Consider the following 20,898-nt stretch of genomic DNA (forward strand, 5'->3'; position numbering starts at 1 on the left):
ACCCAGAGGAATGCGTGAGCCCCCTAGCCCTGAAGGCACTCGAACCCGCCTCCACCGACCCCGCATTCATCCGCAACTTCTGCATCATCGCGCACATCGACCACGGCAAGTCCACCCTGGCCGACCGGATGCTCGGCATCACCGGCGTGGTCAGCGACCGCGACATGCGCGCCCAGTACCTCGACCGCATGGACATCGAGCGCGAGCGTGGCATCACCATCAAGAGCCAGGCGGTGCGGATGCCGTGGCGCCTCGGCGACCAGACCTTCGCCCTCAACATGATCGACACCCCCGGGCACGTCGACTTCACCTACGAGGTGTCGCGCAGCCTCGCCGCCTGCGAGGGCGCCATCCTGCTCGTCGACGCGGCGCAGGGCATCGAGGCGCAGACCCTCGCCAACCTCTACCTGGCGCTCGAGAACGACCTCACCATCATCCCGGTGCTCAACAAGATCGACCTGCCGGCGGCCGACCCCGAGAAGTATGCCAAAGAGCTCGCGAGCCTCATCGGCGGCAGCCCCGACGACGTGCTCCGGGTCTCCGGCAAGACCGGCATGGGCGTCGAAGCGCTGCTCGACCGCGTGACCGAGCTCATCCCCGCTCCGGTGGGCGACGCGGATGCGCCGGCTCGCGCCATGATCTTCGACTCGGTCTACGACGCCTACCGCGGCGTCGTCACCTACGTGCGCATGATCGACGGGCACCTGAGTCCGCGCGAGCGCATCCAGATGATGTCGACCCGGGCCACGCACGAGATCCTCGAGATCGGGGTCTCGAGCCCCGAGCCCACCCCCTCCAAGGGCCTCGGCGTCGGCGAGGTGGGCTACCTCATCACGGGCGTGAAAGACGTGCGGCAGTCGAAGGTGGGCGACACCGTCACCACCGCGTCGAAGCCCGCCACCGTCGCGCTGCCGGGCTACACCGAGCCCCTGCCGATGGTGTTCTCGGGCCTGTACCCGCTCGACGGCACCGACTACCCGGCCCTCCGCGAGGCGCTCGACAAGCTGAAGCTCAGCGACGCGGCCCTGGTCTACGAGCCCGAGACATCCGTCGCTCTCGGATTCGGCTTCCGCTGCGGATTCCTCGGCCTCCTGCACCTCGAGATCATCTCCGAGCGGCTGGAACGCGAATTCGGGCTCGACCTGATCGCCACCGCGCCGAGCGTGATCTACCACGTCACCACCGAAGACAAGAAGACCATCACGGTCACCAACCCGAGCGAGTTCCCGGGCGGCAAGATCGTGAGTGTCGAGGAGCCGGTGGTGAACGCCGCGATCCTCGCGCCGAAAGACTACGTGGGCGTCATCATGGAGCTCTGCCAGAGCCGCCGTGGCACGCTGCAGGGCATGGAGTTCCTCGGCGAAGACCGGGTGGAGATCAAGTACACGATGCCGCTCGGCGAGATCGTGTTCGACTTCTTCGACAACCTCAAGTCGAAGACCGCCGGCTACGCGTCGCTCGACTACGAGCCCGCGGGCGAGGCCGAGGCCGACCTGGTGAAGGTCGACATCCTGCTGCAGGGTGAGCAGGTGGACGCGTTCAGCGCCATCGTGCACCGCGACAAGGCCTACGCCTACGGCGTGCTGATGACCGGGCGACTGCGCGAGCTCATCCCGCGGCAGCAGTTCGAGGTGCCGATCCAGGCCGCGATCGGCGCGCGGATCATCGCGCGCGAGTCGATCCGCGCGATGCGCAAAGACGTTCTGGCCAAGTGCTACGGCGGTGACATCACCCGCAAGCGGAAGCTCCTCGAGAAGCAGAAAGAGGGCAAGAAGCGCATGAAGATGGTGGGCCGGGTCGAGGTGCCCCAGGAGGCCTTCATCGCCGCGCTCTCGGGCGACACCGAGAAGAAGAAGGACAAGTAGGGATGGCGAGCACCACCACTGCGCGTGCGGTCTCCCGGTCGGAGGCGTCGCTCAGCTACGCCGCCGTGGGCGCCACTCAGGCCGAAGACCTGCTCTACTTCCCGCCGAAGGGTTTCCACCCGATGGAGCGCCGCGCGCGCCTCGGCTCGGGCACCGAACGCTTCGAGGCGGCTTCGGCGAAACTGATGGCGTGGGGAGTGCAGCGCGGATCGGGCATCACGGTCGGCGACATCCAGCCCGCTGCCCCCACCGAGACCGACTACGCCGGCTTGGTCTATGACGAGTCGGGCGCCCCCGTGGGCCCACGCGCGGCGCATCCGGAGCAGGGCTACGGCGAAGACGGCACCCCGCTGGTCTCGGCCGGCACCACCGCCGAGCTCACCATCCGGGCGTTCGGCATGAGCTTCCGCGCGCCGATCCGCGTCGTGTACCTGGTGAACGAACCGGGGCGCATCGGGTTCGCCTACGGCACGCTGCCGGGGCATCCGGAGTCCGGCGAAGAGAGCTTCGTGGTGGAGCACCTCTCCGACGACTCGGTCTGGATCGTCGTGCGCGCGTTCTCGCGCCCGAGCACCTGGTTCTACCGGCTCGGCCAGCCGGTGCTGCGCATCATGCAGGCGCGCGCCACCCGTCGCTACCTGCGCGCACTCATGCCGAGCAAGGGCGCGTAGGCGCGGTCGTGCCGTCTCTCTTGCCGGTGGGCGACCCGGCTCCCGCCGACGGACTGCTGCCGGCACCGGATGCGCCGGAATCGCCTGCCGACGCGCCCCGCGACTTCGGCCTCTACGTGCATGTGCCGTTCTGCCGCGTGCGCTGCGGATACTGCGACTTCAATACCTACACGGCCACGGAGCTCCGCGGCGTGAAGCAGAGCGACTACGCGTCGCAGGCGATCGACGAGATGACCTTCGCAGCCGGCGTGCTCGCCGCATCCGGTTACCCGCACCGCCCGCTTTCGACGGTGTTCTTCGGAGGCGGCACGCCCACGCTGCTGCCGGCCGCGCAGCTCGCGGCGATGCTGGGCGCGGCCCGTGACACCTGGGGCTTGGCCGACAACGCCGAGGTCACCACCGAGGCCAACCCGGACTCCGTCGACGCCGCGTACCTCCGCACGCTCGCCGATGCCGGGTTCACGCGGGTGAGCTTCGGGATGCAGTCGGCCGTTCCGAGCGTGCTGGCGACGCTAGAGCGCACCCACGATCCGGCCCGCATCCCCTCCGTCGTCGGCTGGGCGAAGGACGCGGGGCTCGACGTCAGCCTCGACCTCATCTACGGCACCCCCGGCGAGACGCTCGACGACTGGCAGCGCTCGATCGACGCGGTGCTCGAGAACGAGCCCGACCACGTCTCCGCCTACGCCTTGATCGTGGAGGACGGCACGAAGCTCGCCCGGCAGATCCGCTCGGGGCAGGTCGCCGCGCCCTCCGACGACCTGCAGGCCGACATGTACGAGCGGGCGGATGCCGCGTTCGGGGCCTCGGGATACGAGTGGTACGAGGTGAGCAACTGGGCCCGTGGGGCATCGCACCGTTCGAGGCACAACCTCGGCTACTGGGTGGGACACGATTGGTGGGGCATCGGCCCGGGTTCGCACAGCTACGTCGGATCGACTCGGTGGTGGAACGTGAAGCATCCGGCCGCCTATGCGCAACGCATCGCGGCGGGAGAGTCTCCGGCGGTGGGGCGCGAGACGATCGACGCGTCCGCTCGTGATCTCGAGCGGGTGCTCCTGCTCACCCGCGTGCGCGGCGCTCTGCGGGTGGCGTCGCTGGCGCCCGGCGCGCGCCGCGAAGTCGCGGGCCTCATCGCCGACGGCCTGATCGACGGCCCGGCAGCCCTCCGCGGCACCCTCGACCTCACCCTCCGGGGCCGCCTCCTCGCCGACGCGGTAGTCCGCCGCCTCACCTGACCGTTCGCGTTCGAAAACGCAAACGTCGCGGCAACCGAGCCCGTATGGGCGTTGGTTGCCGCGACGTTTGCGGTTCTGAACGCGAACCCTACTTGATGAAGCGGAAGTTGAAGAAGTAGCGGTAGGTGCCGCCCTGGTTGACCTTCACGCCCGCGATGATCGCGAAGATGAGGCCCACGATCTGCACGGCCCAGGCGAGGAAGTAGAACAGGAAGCCGATGAAGATGAACGCCGTGATCGTGCCGATGATGTAGAGGCCGACCACGAAGATCGCAACCGTGATCTGGAAGTTCAGCGACTCCTTGGCCTCCTGGTTGGTCAGCGGGCCGCGATCCTTGAAGATCAGCCAGATGATCAGCGGCGGAATCCAGCCCAGGATGCCGCCCAGCTGACCGAGCATGGCCCACTGCTTGTCTTCAGCGGGGGAGAGCGGCGCGGCCGCGACGGGTGCGCCCTGGTAGCCGGGCGGGGGAGCCTGGTAACCGGGAGGCGGCGCCTGGTATCCGGGAGGCGGCGTCGGCTGTCCGGGCGGGGGAGTGGGCTGGCCGGCGGCCGGGTCGTACGGCGGTGTTGCGTTGGGGTCAGTCATGTCTCGCGCCTTTCAGACGGTGGGAGAGGCCCGCGGGCGGGCCAGCACGCGGGCACGAGCCCGCACACAGACACAAGATAGCGCCCGGGCTGCGCAGCAGCAATGATTTTCCGTCAGGGTGTCCCGAACCGCCGCGTCACAATCGGAGATATAATTGGCACTCCAGTGAGGTGAGTGCCAACAGAGGAGGGTGTTCCTGATGGTCTCAGAACGCAGCCTCGAAGTGCTCCGCGTGATCGTGCAGGACTACGTGGCGTCCCGGGAGCCCGTCGGCTCGAAGAGCATCGCCGAGCGGCATTCCTTCGGGGTCTCCGCCGCCACCATCCGCAACGACATGGCGCTGCTCGAAGAAGAGGAGCTGATCACCGCTCCGCACACCTCGAGCGGCCGTGTGCCCACCGACAAGGGCTACCGCCTGTTCGTCGACCACCTCTCCGACCTCCGCCCCCTCAGCCCGGCGCAACGCCACGCGATCGAGACCTTCCTGGGCTCGAGCGTCGACGTCGACGACGTGCTCGCCCGCACCGTGCGCCTGCTCTCGCAGCTCACCCATCAGGTCGCGCTGGTGCAGTATCCGTCGCTCTCACAGGCGCGCGTGCGCCACGTCGAAGTCGTCTCGCTCACGCCGCGGCGCCTGATGACGGTGGTCATCACCGACAGCGGCCACGTCGATCAGCGGGTCGTGGATGTTCCGGCCGAGACCGACGACGAGTTGATCGCCGAGTTGCGGATGCGCCTGAACGAGACGATCGGCGGGCTGGGGCTCACCGAGGCCGCGAGCGCCCTCACCGGTGTCTCCGAACGCTTCGCCCATCAGCACGGCCCGACGGTCGACGTGGTGGCGAACATCCTGCAGGAGCAGGTGACGGCGAACCGGCAGGAGAAGCTGCTCATCGCCGGCGCCGCCAACCTGGTGCGCACCGAAGAAGACTTCCACGGCAGCATCCTCCCGGTGCTGGAAGCGGTCGAGGAACAGGTGGTGCTGCTCCGCCTGTTCAGCGAGATGGAGGCCGACCAGCGCGGCGTCACCGTCTCGATCGGCCGCGAGAACGAGTCGTTCGGCCTCGGCGAGACCTCCATCCTCGCTTCCGGCTACTCGGGGATCGGCACGTCGATCTCCCGCCTCGGGGTGCTCGGCCCCACCCGCATGGACTACTCGAGCAACATCTCGGCGGTGCGCGCCGTGGCGCGCTATCTGTCCCGCACTCTCGGAGACTCGGGCAGCGCCAGCTGACCGCCTCCGCCCATCGAACGAAGGAGAAGCCCCTGGTGGCTGACCATTACGACGTGCTCGGCGTCTCGCGCGAAGCGACACCCGAGGAGATCAAGAAGGCCTACCGCAGGCTCGCGCGCGAACTGCACCCCGATGTGAACCCGAGCCCGGATGCGCAGGAGAAGTTCAAGCAGGTCACGCACGCCTACGACGTGCTGAGCGATCCCGGTCAGCGACGCGACTACGACCGCGGCCCCCAGCCGGGTTTCGGTGGCGCGGGAGGAGCCGGCTTCGGCGGCTTCGGCGACATCTTCGAGACCTTCTTCGGCGGACAGGGCGGCGCATCCCGGGGGCCGAAGTCGCGGGAGGAGCGTGGGCAAGACGCCCTGCTCCGGGTGGAGGTCGACCTCGGCGAGGTCATCTTCGGCACGCATCGCGACCTCGAGGTCGACACGGCCGTGATCTGCGAGACCTGCAACGGCTCGTGCTGCCAGCCCGGCACGTCGCCCGTCACCTGCGACATCTGCGGCGGATCCGGTTCGATCCAGCGCACGGTGCGTTCGCTGCTCGGCAACGTCGTGACGAGCGCGCCCTGCGGCACCTGCCGCGGCTATGGCACCGTCATCCCGAACCCGTGCCCCACCTGCCAGGGCCAGGGCCGCGTTCGCGCCCGCCGCACCATCCCGGTCGACATCCCGGCCGGCGTCGACACCGGTCTGCGGCTGCAGATGCCCGGCCAGGGCGAGGTCGGTCCGGCCGGCGGCCCGCAGGGCGACGTCTACCTCGAGATGAAGGTGCGTCATCACGACGTGTTCTCGCGCAACGACGACGATCTGCTCTGCACCCTCGAAGTGCAGATGTGGGATGCGGTGCTCGGCACCACCACCACCATCCAGGCGCTGGACGGCGACATCGAGATCGAGATCAAGCCGGGCACGCAGAGCGCCGAGGTGCTCACCGTGAAGGGCCGCGGCATCACGCACCTGCGCGGCAACGGCCGTGGCGATCTGCGGGTCGGAATCCAGGTCGTGACGCCTACGAAGCTCGACCACAAGCAGAAGGAGCTGATGAAACAGCTCGCGAGCGCGCACAAATATCCGGCTCCCACGCTCGGGCACTTCCAGCAGGGCCTGTTCGCGAAGCTGCGCGACCGATTCTTGAACGTCTGATCGGCGGGGTCACCCGGTGAGTTCCCTGTTCCTGCGCGACGATCTCGCAGCCGTGCCCCACGGGGTCGGCGACGTCGTGCGGCTCGCGGGCGACGAGGCGCGCCACGCGGTGACGGTGAACCGGATGCGCGTGGGCGAGCACACCTCGATCGGCGACGGGCAGGGTCTCGTCGTCACCGGAGTCGTCACGCGGGTGGAGCCGCGCGAGCTGGAGCTCGCCGTCGAGACCGCGGTGATGCACCCGCAACCGGCGCCGTCTCTCGTGCTCGTGCAGGCGCTCGCGAAGGGCGACCGCGACGAGCTGGCAGTGCAGACCGCCACCGAGCTCGGTGTCTCGGCCGTCGTGCCCTGGCAGGCCGAGCGGTCGGTCTCGCGCTGGTCGGGGCCGAAGGTCGCCAAGGGCGTCGAGCGCTGGTCGAGCATCGTGCGAGAAGCGGCGAAGCAGTCGATCCGGCCCTTCGTCCCCGTGGTGAGCGAACCGGCCGACCTCGCCGGGCTGCGTGCGCTCGCCGCCGCGAATCGGATGCTCGTGCTCGAGCCGACCGCGACCGACCGGCTCAGCGAGGTGTCGTTCACCGACGGCTCCGACGTTCCGGTGCTGCTGGTCGTCGGGCCGGAAGGCGGGATCTCGCCGCGCGAGCTCGAGGCGCTCGCTGCCGCGGGGGCGCAGGCCGTGCGACTCGGCCCGGAGGTGCTGCGCACCTCGAGTGCGGGCCCGGCGGCGCTCGCCGTCATCAACGCGGCCCTCGGCCGCTGGTAGGTCGTCTGCTCCTGCACAGGCACGCTCGTAGCGAACCCCGGGTGCCCAGTTGTCCACAGCCGGTCCGTTCAGCCGGTGCCAAACCTACAATGGAGCCATGTCCACCGAAACCGATTCCCCCTCGATCTTCAGCCGCATCGTCGCCCGGGAGATCCCGGCGACGATCCTCGCCGAGACCGACCGGGTCATCGCGTTCCCCGACATCGCGCCGAAGGCGCCCGTGCACGTGCTCGTCGTGCCGAAGACCGAGCGCTACCGCGACGTGGTCGAGCTGGCCGCCGGAGACCCGGGCCTGCTCGCCGAGGTGGTCGAGGTCGCGAAATCCCTCGCCGACGAATTGACCGACGGCGACTTCCGACTCATCTTCAACACCGGTCCCAATGCCGGGCAGACCGTCTTCCACGTGCACGCCCACGTGCTCGGAGGCGGCCTCGAGGAAGGAACCCTTGGACAGGGCTGACACAGCATCCGCACCTGAACCGCAGTCTCCGCAGAGCGAAGCGCGCCTGCACGTCGATGGAATCGAGATGGTCCGTCTGCTCGGGCCGCAGGATCGTCTGCTCACCACCATCGAGCGGCAGTTCCCGCTCGTCACGGTGCTCGTGCGCGGCAACGACATCACCCTGCGGGGCGATGCCGATCAGGTCGACGCCGCGCGCCGGCTGGTCGAGGAGTTGCTGCTGATGGTGCGCAACGGGCACGACCTCACGCCGGTCGAGGTGTCCTCCTCGGCGCGCATCCTCGAGAACGACCGCGCGGCGAGCCCGGCCGAACTGCTGAGCCAGGCCATCCTCACCGCTCGCGGCAAGAGCGTGCGGCCGAAGACCACGGGTCAGAAAGACTACGTCGATGCGATCGACGAGAACACCATCGTGTTCGGCATCGGCCCCGCCGGTACGGGCAAGACCTACCTCGCCATGGCCAAGGCCGTGCAGGCGCTGCAGCGCAAGGAGGTCGAGCGGATCATCCTGACCCGTCCGGCCGTCGAGGCAGGGGAGCGCCTCGGCTACCTCCCGGGCACGCTCACCGACAAGATCGATCCCTACCTGCGGCCGCTCTACGACGCGCTCAACGAGATGATGGATCCCGAGATCGTGCCGAAGCTGCTGGCCACCGGCACCATCGAGGTGGCGCCGCTGGCCTACATGCGCGGTCGCACGCTGAACAACTCCTTCATCGTGCTCGACGAGGCGCAGAACACCACGCCCGAGCAGATGAAGATGTTCCTCACCCGTCTCGGCTTCGGCTCGAAGATGGTGGTCACGGGCGACATCACGCAGGTCGACCTGCCGACCGGAACGAGCGGCCTGCAGATCGTGACGCGCATCCTCGACCACCTCGACGACATCCATTTCGCCACGCTGACCAGCGCCGACGTGGTGCGGCACACCCTCGTGGGGCAGATCGTCGACGCCTACACCAAATACGATCAGGTGCAGATGGCCCGTCGTGAACATGGGGGCCAGGCCCACGAATACGGCAGCGACCGAGACCGTCGCTACAGGAGCAGACGATGAGAAGGAAAACCGGCGACCTGCGCGGCGGTTTTCCGCGCTGCGCCGCAGAAGCGGCGGCGCAGCCAGGGAGACACAATTGAGCATAGAGATCAACAACGAGAGCTCGATCCCGGTCGACGAGACCGCCATCCTGCGTCTGGCGAGCTACGCGCTCGATCAGTTGCATGTGCACCCGGATGCGGAGCTCGCGATCGTGCTGGTCGACGAGGCCGCGATGGAGCAGCTGCACGTTCAGTGGATGGATGAACCCGGGCCCACCGACGTGCTGAGCTTCCCGATGGATGAGCTGCGCCCTGGCACCGAAGACGCTCCGACGCCCGCGGGCCTGCTCGGCGACGTGGTGCTCTGTCCCCAGGTGGCCGAGGCCCAGGCGCAGACGGCGGGGCACTCCACCCTCGAGGAGCTGCTGCTTCTCACCACCCACGGCATCCTGCACCTGCTCGGCTTCGACCACGCCGAGCCCGAGGAGGAGAAGGAGATGTTCGGCATCCAGCGCGACATCCTCGTCGGTTTCGCGATGGGCGAGCGTCGCCGCCCGGCATGACCATCGCCCTGTTCCTGATCGCGGCCTTCGTCCTCGTGGCGTTCGGCGGATTGTTCGCGGCCGTCGATTCCGCGGTGCTGTCGTTGTCGCGATCCGACGTCTTGGAACTCGCCGACCGCTACCGCGCGAAACGCTCCCTGCGCGCCATCGCCGACGACCCGGGCGCCCACGTCAACGCGGTGAACTTCGCGCGCGTCGTGTTCGAGACCACGGCGGCCGTGCTCGTCACCATCGCCTTCGCCTTCTCGATCGACGTGCTCTGGCTCGCTCTCGTGCTCTCGGCGGCGATCATGACGGCGGTGTCGTTCGTGCTCGTCGGCTCGAGCCCGCGCAGCGTCGGGCGGGTCCACTCCCGCGCGGTGCTGCGTTACGGCGCCGTGCCCGTGCACCTCGTGCGCGTGGTGCTCGGCCCGGTGGCGAACGCTCTGGTCGCCATCGGAAACCGGGTCACTCCCGGCCGGCCGCGATCGGGCACCTTCTCGTCGGAGGAGCAATTGCTCAGCATGGTCGACGAGGCCACCGAACTCGATGTGCTCGAAGAAGACGACCGGGAGTTGATCCACTCCATCATCGAGTTCAACGACACGGTGGTGCGCGAGGTGATGATCCCGCGCACCGACATGGTCACGATCGAAGACGACGCGACGGTCGGCCACGGCCTCGGGCTCTTCCTCAGCAAGGGCGTCTCGCGCATCCCGGTGGTCGAGAACGACAACGTCGACCAGATCTCCGGCGTGCTCTACCTGCGCGACGTGGCGCGGTTGAGCTACGAGCGCCCGAAGGAGGTCGACCGGATGCACGTGAGCGAGCTCGCCCGCGCGCCCTTGTTCATCCCCGAGTCGAAGAAGGTCGACGACACGCTGCGGCAGATGCAGCTGGAGTCGAACCACCTCGCGATGGTGGTCGACGAGTACGGCGGTATCGCCGGCCTCGTCACCCTCGAAGACCTCATCGAGGAACTGGTGGGCGACATCTCCGACGAGTACGACCGCGATGTCGTGGAGGTCGAAGACCTCGGCGACGGCCGCTACCGTGTGAGTGCGCGTCTGCCTGTCGACGAGTTGGGCGAACTGTTCGACCTCGAGCTCGACGACGACGACGTCGATTCCGTCGGTGGCCTGCTCTCCAAGACCCTCGGTCGCCTGCCGGTCGCCGGTTCCGTGGCGCGGGTCTCCGGTCTCGAACTCACCGCCGACCGCACCGACGGCCGTCGCAAGCGCGTCATCACAGTGATCGTGCGGCGAGATCCGGATGCGCCGGCACCGGTCTCCACCGACACCGGGCCCACCCGCACGGGGCCGGTGCGCACGCAGCCGGCGAAGTCCGAGGGCAAGAAGCCCGAGAGCAAGAACGGTAAGAACGGCAAGCCCGGTAAGTCCGGTAAGAAGTCGACCGTCAAAGAAACCACCCCCACCAAGGAGAACGCATGAGCGACTCAATAGACGACGTCGACGGCGACTTCCGGGCGGGGTTCGTCACCTTCGTCGGGCGCCCGAACGTCGGCAAGTCCACCCTCACGAACGCCCTGGTCGGCGAGAAGGTCGCCATCACGAGTTCGAAGCCGCAGACCACACGGCAAGCGATCCGCGGAATCGTGCACGACCCGGCCGGTCAGCTGATCATCGTCGACACCCCCGGCATGCACCGCCCGCGCACGCTGCTCGGCGAGCGGCTCAACTCCCTCGTGCAATCGACCCTGGGCGACGTCGACGTCATCGGATTCTGCCTGCCGGCCGATGAGAAGCTCGGCCCGGGCGACCGCTACATCAACGACCAGCTGGATGCCTACCCCGGGGCGAAGAAGGTCGCGATCGTCACGAAGATCGACTCGGCGTCGAAGCAGCAGGTGGGTGAGCAGCTGCTCGCGGTGTCCGAGCTGCGCGATTGGGAGACGGTGATCCCGGTGTCGGCGACCAGCCGTATCCAGCTCGACGTGCTGACGAGTGAGCTCATCCGTCTGCTCCCTCGATCGGAGAAGCTCTACCCCGAAGACCAGATCACCGACGAGGGGCTGGAGTCGCGCATCGCGGAGCTGATCCGCGAGGCGGCCCTCGAGGGGGTGCGCGACGAACTGCCGCACTCCATCGCCGTCACCATCGACGACATGCGCGAGCGCGACGACCGCGATCTGGTGGAGATCTACGCCAACCTGTTCGTCGAGCGCGACAGCCAGAAGGGCATCATCATCGGCCCGAAGGGCTCGCGCCTGGGCGATGTCGGTTCGCGGGCCCGGGCCGAGATCGAACCGCTGCTCGGGCGGCAGGTCTACCTCAACATCCGGGTCAAGGTGGCCAAGGACTGGCAGCGCGATCCGAAGCTGCTCGGTCGGCTGGGCTTCTAATCCTGGCCCCCGCTGAAATCGGCGTTCTGGAATCGGCGTCCTGGAATCGTCGACACGGAGAGGCGATAGCCTGTAACCGTGTCTAACGTTACGAACCCATTCGGCCAGGTCCTGGTCGCCATGGTCACCCCTTTCACGGCCGACGGCGAAGTCGATTGGCCCGGGGTAGAGAAGCTCATCGACGAGCTGATCGCGGGCGGTGCCGACGGCATCGTCGTCACCGGCACCACCGGCGAGACCTCCACCCTCACCGACCCGGAGAAGATCCGTCTGGTCGAGGTGGGTAAGGATGTCGGGGCCGGCCGCGCCAAGATCATCACGGGCGGCGGGTCGAACGAGACCGCGCACGCCATGCAGCTCGCTCGCCAGAGCGAGAAGGCGGGGGCCGACGGCAACCTCGTCGTCACGCCCTATTACAACAAGCCCACCCAGGCCGGCATCCTCACGCACTTCCGGATGATCGCGGATGCGACCGATCTGCCCGTCATCCTCTACGACATCCCGGGCCGTACCGGCGTGCCCATCAAGTACGACACGATGCTGCGGCTCGCCAAGCATCCGAACATCCTCGCCGTCAAAGACGCCAAGGGTGACTTCAGCGAGGTCAGCCGGGTGCTCAACCAGACCGACCTGCTCTACTTCTCGGGCGACGACGCGAACGTGCTCCCGCACCTCGCGATCGGTGCGGTGGGTCTCATCGGCGTCACCGCGAACGTCGCGCCGGCGCCCTACCGGGTGATCGTCGACGCGGTCAACGCGGGCGATCTGGCCACCGCGACGGCGGCGCACAAGTCGCTCGAGCCGCTGGTGCGCGCGATCATGACCCACGTTCCCGGCACTGTCGCCGCGAAGTACATCCTGCACGGGCTCGGCCGCATCGGCAGCCCGCGCGTGCGGCTGCCCCTGGTGGGCCCGGAGGAGTGGGAGGCCGCGCAGATCGAGAGCGAGATCGACCTCGTGCGCGACATCCCGGGTCTCGATTTCAAGAACTTCCGCCCCGATCGCAACGCCGCCGCCGGTGGCGCCCTGCCGAAAGTGGCGGGCACCACTCGCTGAGAAGACCGAGGCCGCCCCGATCGGCCCCCGCAGAAGCCCCCGCGGCCGCATAGGCGGACCGCAGACCATGCACGACAACCGCATGCACGACAACCGAGGAGGGCCCATGCAAAGCCCGATAGCAGAACCGCCGGCGCTCCAGGCCGGAACACTCCGAGTCACTCCCGTGGGCGGGCTCGGCGAGATCGGTCGCAACATGACCGTGTTCGAATACGAGGGCAAGCTGCTCATCGTCGACTGCGGGGTGCTCTTCCCCGAGGAGAACCAGCCCGGCGTCGACCTGATCCTGCCCGACTTCAGCATCGTGCGCGACCGGCTGCAGGATGTGGTGGGCATCGTGCTCACGCACGGCCACGAAGACCACATCGGCGCCGTGCCCTACCTGCTGAAGCTGCGCGAAGACATCCCGCTCATCGGATCGGCACTCACCCTGGCGCTGGTCGAGGCGAAGCTCAAGGAGCATCGCATCACGCCGTACACCTTCGACGTCACCGAGGGTCAGGTCGAGAACCTCGGCCCCTTCGAGTGCGAGTTCGTGGCCGTGAACCACTCGATCCCGGATGCGCTGGCCGTGGCCATCAAGACCCCCGCGGGCGTGGTGCTGCACACCGGCGACTTCAAGATGGACCAGCTGCCGCTCGACGACCGGCTCACCGACCTGCGCGCCTTCGCTCGCCTGGGTGAAGCGGGTGTCGACCTCTTCCTCGTCGACTCGACGAACGCCGACGTGCCCGGATTCACCCCGCTCGAACGCGACATCGGGCCGGTGCTCGAGTCGATCATCGAACGAGCGCCCCGCCGCGTCATCGTGGCGAGCTTCTCGAGTCACGTGCACCGCGTGCAGCAGGTGCTGGATGCCGCCCACGCGCACGGCCGCCGGGTGGCGCTGCTCGGGCGCTCGATGGTGCGCAACATGACCATCGCGGCCGATCTCGGTTACCTCCGGGTGCCCGAGGGTGTCCTGGTCGACTTCAAGAAGGCCGGCGACATCCCCGACGACAAGATCGTCTACATGTCCACCGGGTCGCAGGGCGAGCCGATGGCCGTGCTGTCGCGGATGGCGAACCTCGAGCACCAGATCGAGGTGGGCGAGGGCGACACCGTCATCCTCGCCTCGAGCCTCATCCCGGGCAACGAGAACGCGGTCTACCGGGTGATCAACGGGCTCACGAAGCTGGGTGCGAACGTCATCCACAAGGGCAACGCGAAGGTGCACGTCTCGGGCCACGCGGCCGCGGGGGAGCTGCTCTACTGCTACAACATCCTGAAGCCGAAGAACGTGCTGCCGGTGCACGGCGAATACCGTCACCTGGTGGCCAACCAGAAGCTCGCCATCGAGACCGGTGTGCCGGCCGCGAACACCTTCATCGCCGAAGACGGCACCGTCATCGACCTGAAGAACGGTGTCGCCACCGTGGTCGGCCAGCACGACCTCGGTTACGTCTACGTCGACGGATCGACCGTCGGCGAGATCACGGATGCCGACCTCAAAGACCGCCGGATCCTCGGCGAAGAGGGTTTCATCTCGATCATCGTCGTGGTGGAGGCCCAGACCGGGCGCATCGTGGTGGGGCCGGAGATCCACGCGAAGGGATTCGCGGAAGACGAGCGGGTGTTCGACGCGGTCAAGCCGAAGATCAGTGCGGCCCTCACGGAGGCGGCCCAGAACGGCGTGCGCGAGCCCTACGCCCTGCAGCAGGTCGTGCGCCGCACGGTCGGCCGCTGGGTGAACACGAGCTACCGCCGCCGGCCGATGATCGTGCCCCTCGTCATCGAGGCGTAGGGGGAACCCGGCGCGGCATCACGGCCTCCGCGCGCCGCGCAGGTAGCGTGAAAGCATGGCCACGAGTAGCAAGTCCACGCCCCGATCGCGGGCCACTCCGGCGCGCGGGTCGGCGGCGAAGGGGCGTGCCACGCCGTCTCGCACCGCCACCCAGAAGACCGTCAAGTACCCCGCCGTCACCGAGCACGAGGGCCCGGGCGTCGTAACGCGCGCCTGGCTGGGGCTGGCCCACGTGGTGGGTGGCGCGGCACGAGCCTTCGGGCCCGAGAAGCTCGAGAAAGAGGAGCGGCGCGACGGCTTCCCCTTTCTGATCTTCCTGCTCGCCGTCGCCGGCGCGCTGGTGGAGTGGTTCCTCGCGTCGAACGCCGTGGCCGGCTCGCTCAGCGCCTGGACCTTCGGTGGCCTGTTCGGCCGCGTCTCCTACGCGCTCCCCGTCATCTTCCTTCTGCTCGCGCTCTGGCTGTTCCGGCATCCGAGCTCGGTCAACGACAACGGCCGCATCGGCATCGGTCTGGCCGTCTTCCTCGTCTCGGTCTCGGGCCTCTGCCACATCTTCGGCGGCACCCCCGACCCCGCGGCCGGCATCGACGGACTCGCCGTGGCAGGGGGCGTGCTCGGCTGGATCGTGGCTGCGCCGCTCGTGGCGCTGATCACGCCGATCGGGGCCACCGTCGTGATGGTGGTGTTCGCGGCGCTGTCACTCTTCATCATCACGAAGACGCCCCCGAACAAGCTCGGCCGGCGCATCCGCGAGCTCTACGCCTACTTGTTCGGCGCCCCGGCTCCGGAACCCGAGCAGCCGGCCGAGGCCAAGGATGCCAAGGGTCGGTCGAAGAAGACCGCCACCGGCTCCATCGACGAGATGCTCGACTTCGACGCCGATCGCACCGACGACAAAGACGGCGATGCCCTGCCCTGGTGGCGCCGCAACAAGAACCAGCGCGAGATCGACCCCGAGTTCGACGCCCCGCTCATGGCCCCGCGAGTCGTCGACCGCACCGCGCCCCCCGAAGACAACGGCGCCTTCGAGCGCGCCGCCGACATCGTCACCACCGAGAGCTTCGGCAACGGTCTGCTCGACGACATGGAGGCGGCCGAACTCGCCATCAAGCGCATCACCGGCGAGATCCTGCCGGGCCGGCCATCGGCCACGGGCCTGCTCGACGACGACGGTACCGAGGCGCTCCCCGCCTTCTCCGGCACCCCCCTGCCCACCACTCCGGTCGACGAGACGGCCGCGGCCGACGACGCGTTCACCCTCGCCGCCGCACGGGAACGGGATGCCGCGAACTACCGTCTCCCTTCGGCGGCCAATCTCGTGGCGGGCGGCCCGGCGAAGGCGCGATCGGAAGCCAACGACGAGATCGTGCGGGCCATCACCGACGTGCTGAAGCAGTTCTCGGTCGATGCGGCGGTCACCGGATTCTCCCGCGGCCCGACCGTCACGCGCTACGAGATCGAGCTGGGCCAGGGCGTCAAGGTCGAGCGGGTCACCGCGCTCAGCAAGAACCTCGCCTACGCGGTCGCCTCCAACGAGGTGCGCATCCTCTCGCCGATCCCGGGTCGCAGCGCGATCGGCATCGAGATCCCGAACACCGACCGCGAGACGGTGGTGCTCGGCGACGTGCTGCGATCGTCCAAGGCCATGAACGACACGCATCCGATGACCATCGGCGTCGGCAAAGACGTCGAGGGCAAGTTCGTGCTCGCCAACCTCGCGAAGATGCCGCACCTGCTCGTGGCCGGCTCGACCGGTTCGGGCAAGTCGAGCTTCGTCAACTCGATGGTCACGTCGATCCTCATGCGGGCGAAGCCGAGCGAGGTGCGCATGGTGCTGATCGACCCGAAGCGGGTCGAACTCACCGCCTACCAGGGCGTGCCGCACCTCATCACCCCCATCATCACGAACCCGAAGAAGGCCGCTGAGGCGCTCTCCTGGGTCGTGAAGGAGATGGACATGCGCTACGACGACCTGGAGAGCTTCGGGTTCCGGCACATCGACGACTTCAACCGCGCCGTCGTCAACGACGAGATCCAGCTCCCCCCGGCCTCGCAGCGCGTGTTGAAGCCCTACCCCTACCTCCTCGTGGTGGTCGACGAGCTCGCCGACCTGATGATGGTGGCCCCGCGCGACGTCGAGGACTCGATCGTGCGGATCACCCAGCTCGCGCGCGCCTCCGGCATCCACCTGGTGCTCGCCACCCAGCGTCCGAGCGTCGACGTGGTGACCGGCCTCATCAAGGCAAACGTGCCCTCCCGCCTCGCCTTCGCGGTGACGAGCGTCACCGACTCGCGCGTCATCCTCGACCAGCCGGGCGCCGACAAGCTGATCGGTCAGGGCGACGCCCTGTTCCTGCCGATGGGCTCGTCGAAGTCGATTCGCGTGCAGGGCGCCTGGGTGAGCGAGGCCGAGATCGCCAAGGTCGTCGAGCACGTCACCCGCCAGGCCCGACCGGAGTACCGCGACGACGTCGCGGTGTCGGCGGCCGAGAAGAAGAACATCGACTCCGATATCGGCGACGACCTCGAAGTGCTGCTGCAGGCGGCGGAGCTCGTGGTGAACACGCAGTTCGGATCGACCTCGATGCTCCAGCGCAAGCTCAAGGTCGGCTTCGCGAAGGCGGGCCGCCTGATGGATCTGCTCGAGTCGCGCGAGATCGTCGGCCCCTCCGAGGGGTCGAAGGCCCGCGACGTGCTGGTCACGGCGGAGCAGCTGCCCGAGGTGCTGGCGATGCTGCGCGGCGAGACGGGTGGCGGCTCCGTGCCCGCTGCGCCGGCCGCCCTGCCCGCCTCGTCGAGCGCCGGTGTCGCGTCGGGTCACACCCCGTATCCGTCGGCCTCGCTCGACCAGTACCCTGAGGTGGAGGGCGACTCAGACGAGGATGCCTGGGGGTTGACCGGCAGGGAGTGATCGCGGTGGCGAACGACGGCACGCAGGCGCAATCCAAGCCGAGCAACTGGAACCTGCCGAACGCGATCACGGTCATCCGCATCCTGCTCGCGCCCGTCTTCTTCATCATGTTGCTCGTCGACGACGGGCAGGACGGATGGCTGCGCTGGGCGGCCGCGGTGCTGTTCATCCTGGCCATCGCCACCGACGGCATCGACGGGCACATCGCCCGCAGCCGCAATCTCGTCACCGATCTCGGCAAGCTGCTCGATCCGATCGCCGACAAGGTGCTCACCGGCGCCGCACTGGTGGGCCTCTCGATCTTGGCGGAGTTGCCCTGGTGGGTCACCATCGTCATCCTGGTGCGCGAGGTCGGCATCACGGTCTGGCGCTTCGTGCAGCTGTCGGATCGGGTGATCCCGGCCTCGCGGGGCGGCAAGCTGAAGACGCTGGTGCAGTCCATCGCCATCTCGCTCGCTCTGCTGCCCTTCCCGAGCCTCCTCGGCGACTGGGTGAACTGGGTCAACGCCGTCTTCATGGCGCTGGCGTTGATCCTCACCGTGGTCACCGGCATCGACTACCTCGTGCAGGCGTGGCGGCTGAACCGCACGCCGCCGCCCGCACCGCCCGCGTCTGCGGCGCCCCCGGCAGCAGGATGAGCGACGAACCGGATGCGCGGGCCGAGCGCATCGTCGCCGCGCTGACGGCGCGTCACGTCACCCTCGCGGTCGCAGAGTCGCTCACCGGCGGCCTGCTGACGGCCGCCTTCGTGGCGGTTCCCGGCGCATCCGTCGTGCTCCGCGGGGGAGTGGTGGCCTACGACACCGCCATCAAGCACAGCGTGCTCGGCGTCGATGCCGAGGTGCTCGCCGCGTACGGTCCCGTCCATCCCGATGTGGCGCGGCAGATGGCTGTGGGCGTGCGCACGGCGCTCGCGCTCGACGGGGTCGAACCCGAGATCGGGATCTCCACGACGGGCGTCGCCGGGCCAGATGCGCAGGACGGGCATCCGCCGGGCACCGCATTCGTCGGCGTCGCCGTCGGCGGCTCGGTGCGGAGCTTCGCTCTTCACCTCGACGGTGACCGCAACACCGTCCGGGCCGCCGTCGTGCGCGAAGCCCTCGCTTTCCTGGAAGAATCCCTGTCAAGCACGGGCTCGGGAATGTGACGCGTTTCGATCTCGTTACATCTGATGTCATTCACAAGATATGTCCAGTCCCAGTCGTTTAGAGTTTCTGCTACGAACCACAGCCGAGAGGCCGGTTCAGGTGCCACTCGAAATTGACCGTGACGGGAACGCAAGGAGGGTCCAGTGATTCTAGTTCGTCAGGAAATCGGCGACGTGCTTCGGGACTTCCGCCTGCAGAAGGGCCGCACCCTTCGTCAAGTGGCAAGTAAGGCGAGCGTCGCGCTCGGCTACCTGAGCGAGGTCGAGCGAGGTCAGAAAGAGGCCTCGAGCGAGATCCTCGCCTCGGTCGCGGAGGCACTCGATACCCCGATCTCCGTCATCATGCGCGAGGTGGGCGATCGTCTCGCCATCGTCGAGGGCATCGACCCGATCCCCGACACGATTCCCGACGAGTTCGTCGCCGACTTCGACGCCGACCTCGTGGTCCGGTAGGTTGCGCCTCAGCGAATTCCGGCAAGCGATCGTCGACGAGTTCGGTGTCGCCTACGGCCAGGTCGTGACCAACGATCTCGTGCTCGTCGATCTCGGTGATCGAACCCCACAGCAAGCGTTGAAGGCAGGTATCTCCCCGCGAGAGGTGTGGCTCGCGGTCTGCCGGGCGGCGGATGTTCCGCCGTCGCGCTGGCACGGAGCGGGATTGCCCGCTCAACCCAGAAGCTGATTCGAAGGCCCCGGATGCGTCCGGGGGCCTTCTTCTGTGCCCGGGGTCATTCGAAGATCGGGCGTGACACGCCGCGATTGTCTCGAAGATATGTTCGGAAGCGGGTAGTGTTCTGCACATCGGGAGATTCCGAGAAGTTCTCCACAGATCGGATGCCGGTCGACTGAATGTCGGACGGTATCCGTACCGTGGTCCTCGTTCGACGAAATCCTCGTAACGCCTTGTCGTTGCCATCCGGAAACCTTCGGACGCACACGACAGCCTGTGGGCACACCGACGCAGCCGAAGAGGCCGCACACCGATCAGAAGGAGACCGAAATGCCGTCAGACGCAAATCGTGAGAAGGCCCTCGAAACCGCACTCGCCCAGATCGACCGTCAGTTCGGCAAGGGATCGGTCATGCGGCTCGGCAGCGACGAACGCGCCCCTGTCGAGGTCGTTCCGACCGGATCGATCGCGCTGGATGTCGCGCTCGGCATCGGAGGGCTGCCGCGCGGGCGCATCGTGGAGATCTACGGTCCGGAGTCGTCGGGTAAGACCACCTTGACCTTGCACGCCATCGCCAATGCACAGCGCGCGGGAGGCATCGCCGCGTTCATCGACGCCGAGCACGCGCTCGACCCCGAATATGCGAAGAAGCTCGGCGTCGACATCGACGCGCTCCTGGTCTCGCAGCCCGACACAGGGGAGCAGGCGCTCGAGATCGCCGACATGCTGGTGCGCTCAGGCTCGATCGACCTGATCGTCATCGACTCCGTCGCGGCGCTCGTGCCCCGCGCCGAGATCGAGGGCGAGATGGGCGACTCGCACGTGGGTCTGCAGGCACGCCTCATGTCGCAGGCGCTCCGTAAGCTCACGGGTGGTCTCAGCCAGACCAACACCACGATGATCTTCATCAACCAGCTGCGCGAGAAGATCGGCGTCTTCTTCGGCAGCCCCGAGACCACGGCCGGCGGCAAGGCGCTGAAGTTCTACGCGTCGGTGCGGCTCGACATCCGTCGCATCGAGACCCTCAAGGAGGGCACCGAGGCTGTCGGTAACCGCACCCGCGTCAAGGTCGTGAAGAACAAGATGGCGCCGCCGTTCAAGCAGGCCGAGTTCGACATCCTCTACGGCGTCGGCATCTCCCGCGAGGGCAGCCTGATCGACTTCGGCGTCGAGCACGAGATCGTGCGCAAGTCCGGCGCCTGGTACACCTACGACGGCGATCAACTCGGCCAGGGCAAGGAGAACTCGCGTCGCTTCCTGATCGAGAACCCCGACATCGCGCTCGAGATCGAGAACAAGATCCTCGCCAAGCTCGGCATCGGCGAGGCCGGTGCGGCAGCGATCGCCTCCGCCGCGACGGCCGGTGCTGCCACAGTCGATCCGATTCAGCCGAAGATCGCGGCCCGGAAGGGTGCCTAGTCTCC

Annotated in this window: 20 protein-coding genes; 19 read left to right on the top strand and 1 reads right to left on the bottom strand. The window is 68.0% G+C overall.

Going from position 1 to position 20,898, the window contains the following annotated elements; all coding sequences use genetic code 11:
* Positions 1–14 precede the first annotated feature (14 nt).
* The 3 genes from lepA to hemW are packed head-to-tail and all read left to right on the top strand — an operon-like array spanning position 15 to position 3,774.
* Complete coding sequence (gene lepA, locus BLW00_RS18390; protein WP_092556904.1) at positions 15–1,865, top strand: translation elongation factor 4; 1,851 nt, start codon at positions 15–17, stop codon at positions 1,863–1,865.
* A 2-nt stretch (positions 1,866–1,867) separates the two neighbouring features.
* Entirely contained in the window at positions 1,868–2,536 is a 669-nt protein-coding gene (locus BLW00_RS18395) for a DUF1990 family protein (protein ID WP_092556906.1), read from the top strand.
* Positions 2,537–2,544: 8 nt separating this feature from the next.
* On the top strand, positions 2,545–3,774 hold the full coding sequence (gene hemW / locus BLW00_RS18400; protein WP_092556908.1) for a radical SAM family heme chaperone HemW: 1,230 nt from the start codon (positions 2,545–2,547) through the stop codon (positions 3,772–3,774).
* Between the two features lie 88 nt (positions 3,775–3,862).
* Here the strand turns inward: hemW and BLW00_RS18405 are convergent, their stop codons facing one another.
* Positions 3,863–4,363, bottom strand: coding sequence for a DUF4870 domain-containing protein (locus tag BLW00_RS18405; RefSeq protein ID WP_092556910.1), 501 nt, complete (start codon positions 4,361–4,363; stop codon positions 3,863–3,865).
* A 199-nt stretch (positions 4,364–4,562) separates the two neighbouring features.
* Between BLW00_RS18405 and hrcA the strand changes: the two genes are divergently transcribed.
* The 16 genes from hrcA (at position 4,563) to recA (ending at position 20,893) form a co-directional block, all read left to right on the top strand.
* A complete protein-coding gene (gene hrcA, locus BLW00_RS18410) occupies positions 4,563–5,597 on the top strand; it encodes a heat-inducible transcriptional repressor HrcA (RefSeq protein WP_092556912.1) in 1,035 nt (344 codons plus the stop codon).
* A gap of 35 nt (positions 5,598–5,632) precedes the next feature.
* Positions 5,633–6,745 (top strand): molecular chaperone DnaJ, encoded by a 1,113-nt coding sequence (dnaJ, locus tag BLW00_RS18415; RefSeq protein WP_092556914.1) that lies wholly within the window; start codon positions 5,633–5,635, stop codon positions 6,743–6,745.
* Between the two features lie 16 nt (positions 6,746–6,761).
* On the top strand, positions 6,762–7,505 hold the full coding sequence (locus BLW00_RS18420) for a 16S rRNA (uracil(1498)-N(3))-methyltransferase (RefSeq protein WP_092556916.1): 744 nt from the start codon (positions 6,762–6,764) through the stop codon (positions 7,503–7,505).
* 97 nt (positions 7,506–7,602) lie between these two features.
* Positions 7,603–7,965 (top strand): HIT domain-containing protein, encoded by a 363-nt coding sequence (locus BLW00_RS18425; RefSeq protein ID WP_092556919.1) that lies wholly within the window; start codon positions 7,603–7,605, stop codon positions 7,963–7,965.
* A 67-nt stretch (positions 7,966–8,032) separates the two neighbouring features.
* Complete coding sequence (locus BLW00_RS18430; RefSeq protein ID WP_245741672.1) at positions 8,033–9,022, top strand: PhoH family protein; 990 nt, start codon at positions 8,033–8,035, stop codon at positions 9,020–9,022.
* 76 nt (positions 9,023–9,098) lie between these two features.
* Positions 9,099–9,566: an rRNA maturation RNase YbeY gene (gene ybeY, locus BLW00_RS18435; protein ID WP_092556923.1), complete on the top strand. Its 468-nt coding sequence runs from the start codon at positions 9,099–9,101 to the stop codon at positions 9,564–9,566.
* Positions 9,563–10,996 carry a hemolysin family protein gene (locus tag BLW00_RS18440; RefSeq protein ID WP_092556925.1) on the top strand — a complete coding sequence of 478 codons (1,434 nt, stop codon included), beginning with the start codon at positions 9,563–9,565 and terminating at the stop codon, positions 10,994–10,996. The genes ybeY and BLW00_RS18440 overlap by 4 nt, the downstream gene beginning before the upstream one ends.
* Positions 10,993–11,907 (top strand): GTPase Era, encoded by a 915-nt coding sequence (gene era, locus BLW00_RS18445; RefSeq protein WP_092556927.1) that lies wholly within the window; start codon positions 10,993–10,995, stop codon positions 11,905–11,907. The genes BLW00_RS18440 and era overlap by 4 nt, the downstream gene beginning before the upstream one ends.
* Positions 11,908–11,985: 78 nt before the next feature.
* On the top strand, positions 11,986–12,963 hold the full coding sequence (dapA, locus tag BLW00_RS18450; protein ID WP_092556929.1) for a 4-hydroxy-tetrahydrodipicolinate synthase: 978 nt from the start codon (positions 11,986–11,988) through the stop codon (positions 12,961–12,963).
* A gap of 106 nt (positions 12,964–13,069) precedes the next feature.
* On the top strand, positions 13,070–14,746 hold the full coding sequence (locus tag BLW00_RS18455) for a ribonuclease J (RefSeq protein ID WP_092557195.1): 1,677 nt from the start codon (positions 13,070–13,072) through the stop codon (positions 14,744–14,746).
* Between the two features lie 55 nt (positions 14,747–14,801).
* Entirely contained in the window at positions 14,802–17,657 is a 2,856-nt protein-coding gene (locus BLW00_RS18460; protein ID WP_092556931.1) for an FtsK/SpoIIIE family DNA translocase, read from the top strand.
* Between the two features lie 5 nt (positions 17,658–17,662).
* Entirely contained in the window at positions 17,663–18,295 is a 633-nt protein-coding gene (gene pgsA / locus BLW00_RS18465) for a CDP-diacylglycerol--glycerol-3-phosphate 3-phosphatidyltransferase (RefSeq protein WP_245741673.1), read from the top strand.
* Positions 18,292–18,804, top strand: a complete 513-nt coding sequence (locus tag BLW00_RS18470; protein WP_092557197.1) for a CinA family protein — start codon at positions 18,292–18,294, stop codon at positions 18,802–18,804. The genes pgsA and BLW00_RS18470 overlap by 4 nt, the downstream gene beginning before the upstream one ends.
* A gap of 144 nt (positions 18,805–18,948) precedes the next feature.
* Positions 18,949–19,257, top strand: a complete 309-nt coding sequence (locus tag BLW00_RS18475) for a helix-turn-helix domain-containing protein (protein ID WP_092556935.1) — start codon at positions 18,949–18,951, stop codon at positions 19,255–19,257.
* Between the two features lies 1 nt (position 19,258).
* Positions 19,259–19,486, top strand: a complete 228-nt coding sequence (locus tag BLW00_RS18480) for a DUF3046 domain-containing protein (RefSeq protein WP_092556937.1) — start codon at positions 19,259–19,261, stop codon at positions 19,484–19,486.
* A 318-nt stretch (positions 19,487–19,804) separates the two neighbouring features.
* Entirely contained in the window at positions 19,805–20,893 is a 1,089-nt protein-coding gene (gene recA / locus BLW00_RS18485; RefSeq protein ID WP_092556939.1) for a recombinase RecA, read from the top strand.
* The last annotated feature ends 5 nt before the right edge of the window (positions 20,894–20,898 follow it).

This window comes from Herbiconiux ginsengi, assembly GCF_900107435.1.
In the GTDB taxonomy this organism is placed as follows: domain Bacteria; phylum Actinomycetota; class Actinomycetes; order Actinomycetales; family Microbacteriaceae; genus Herbiconiux; species Herbiconiux ginsengi.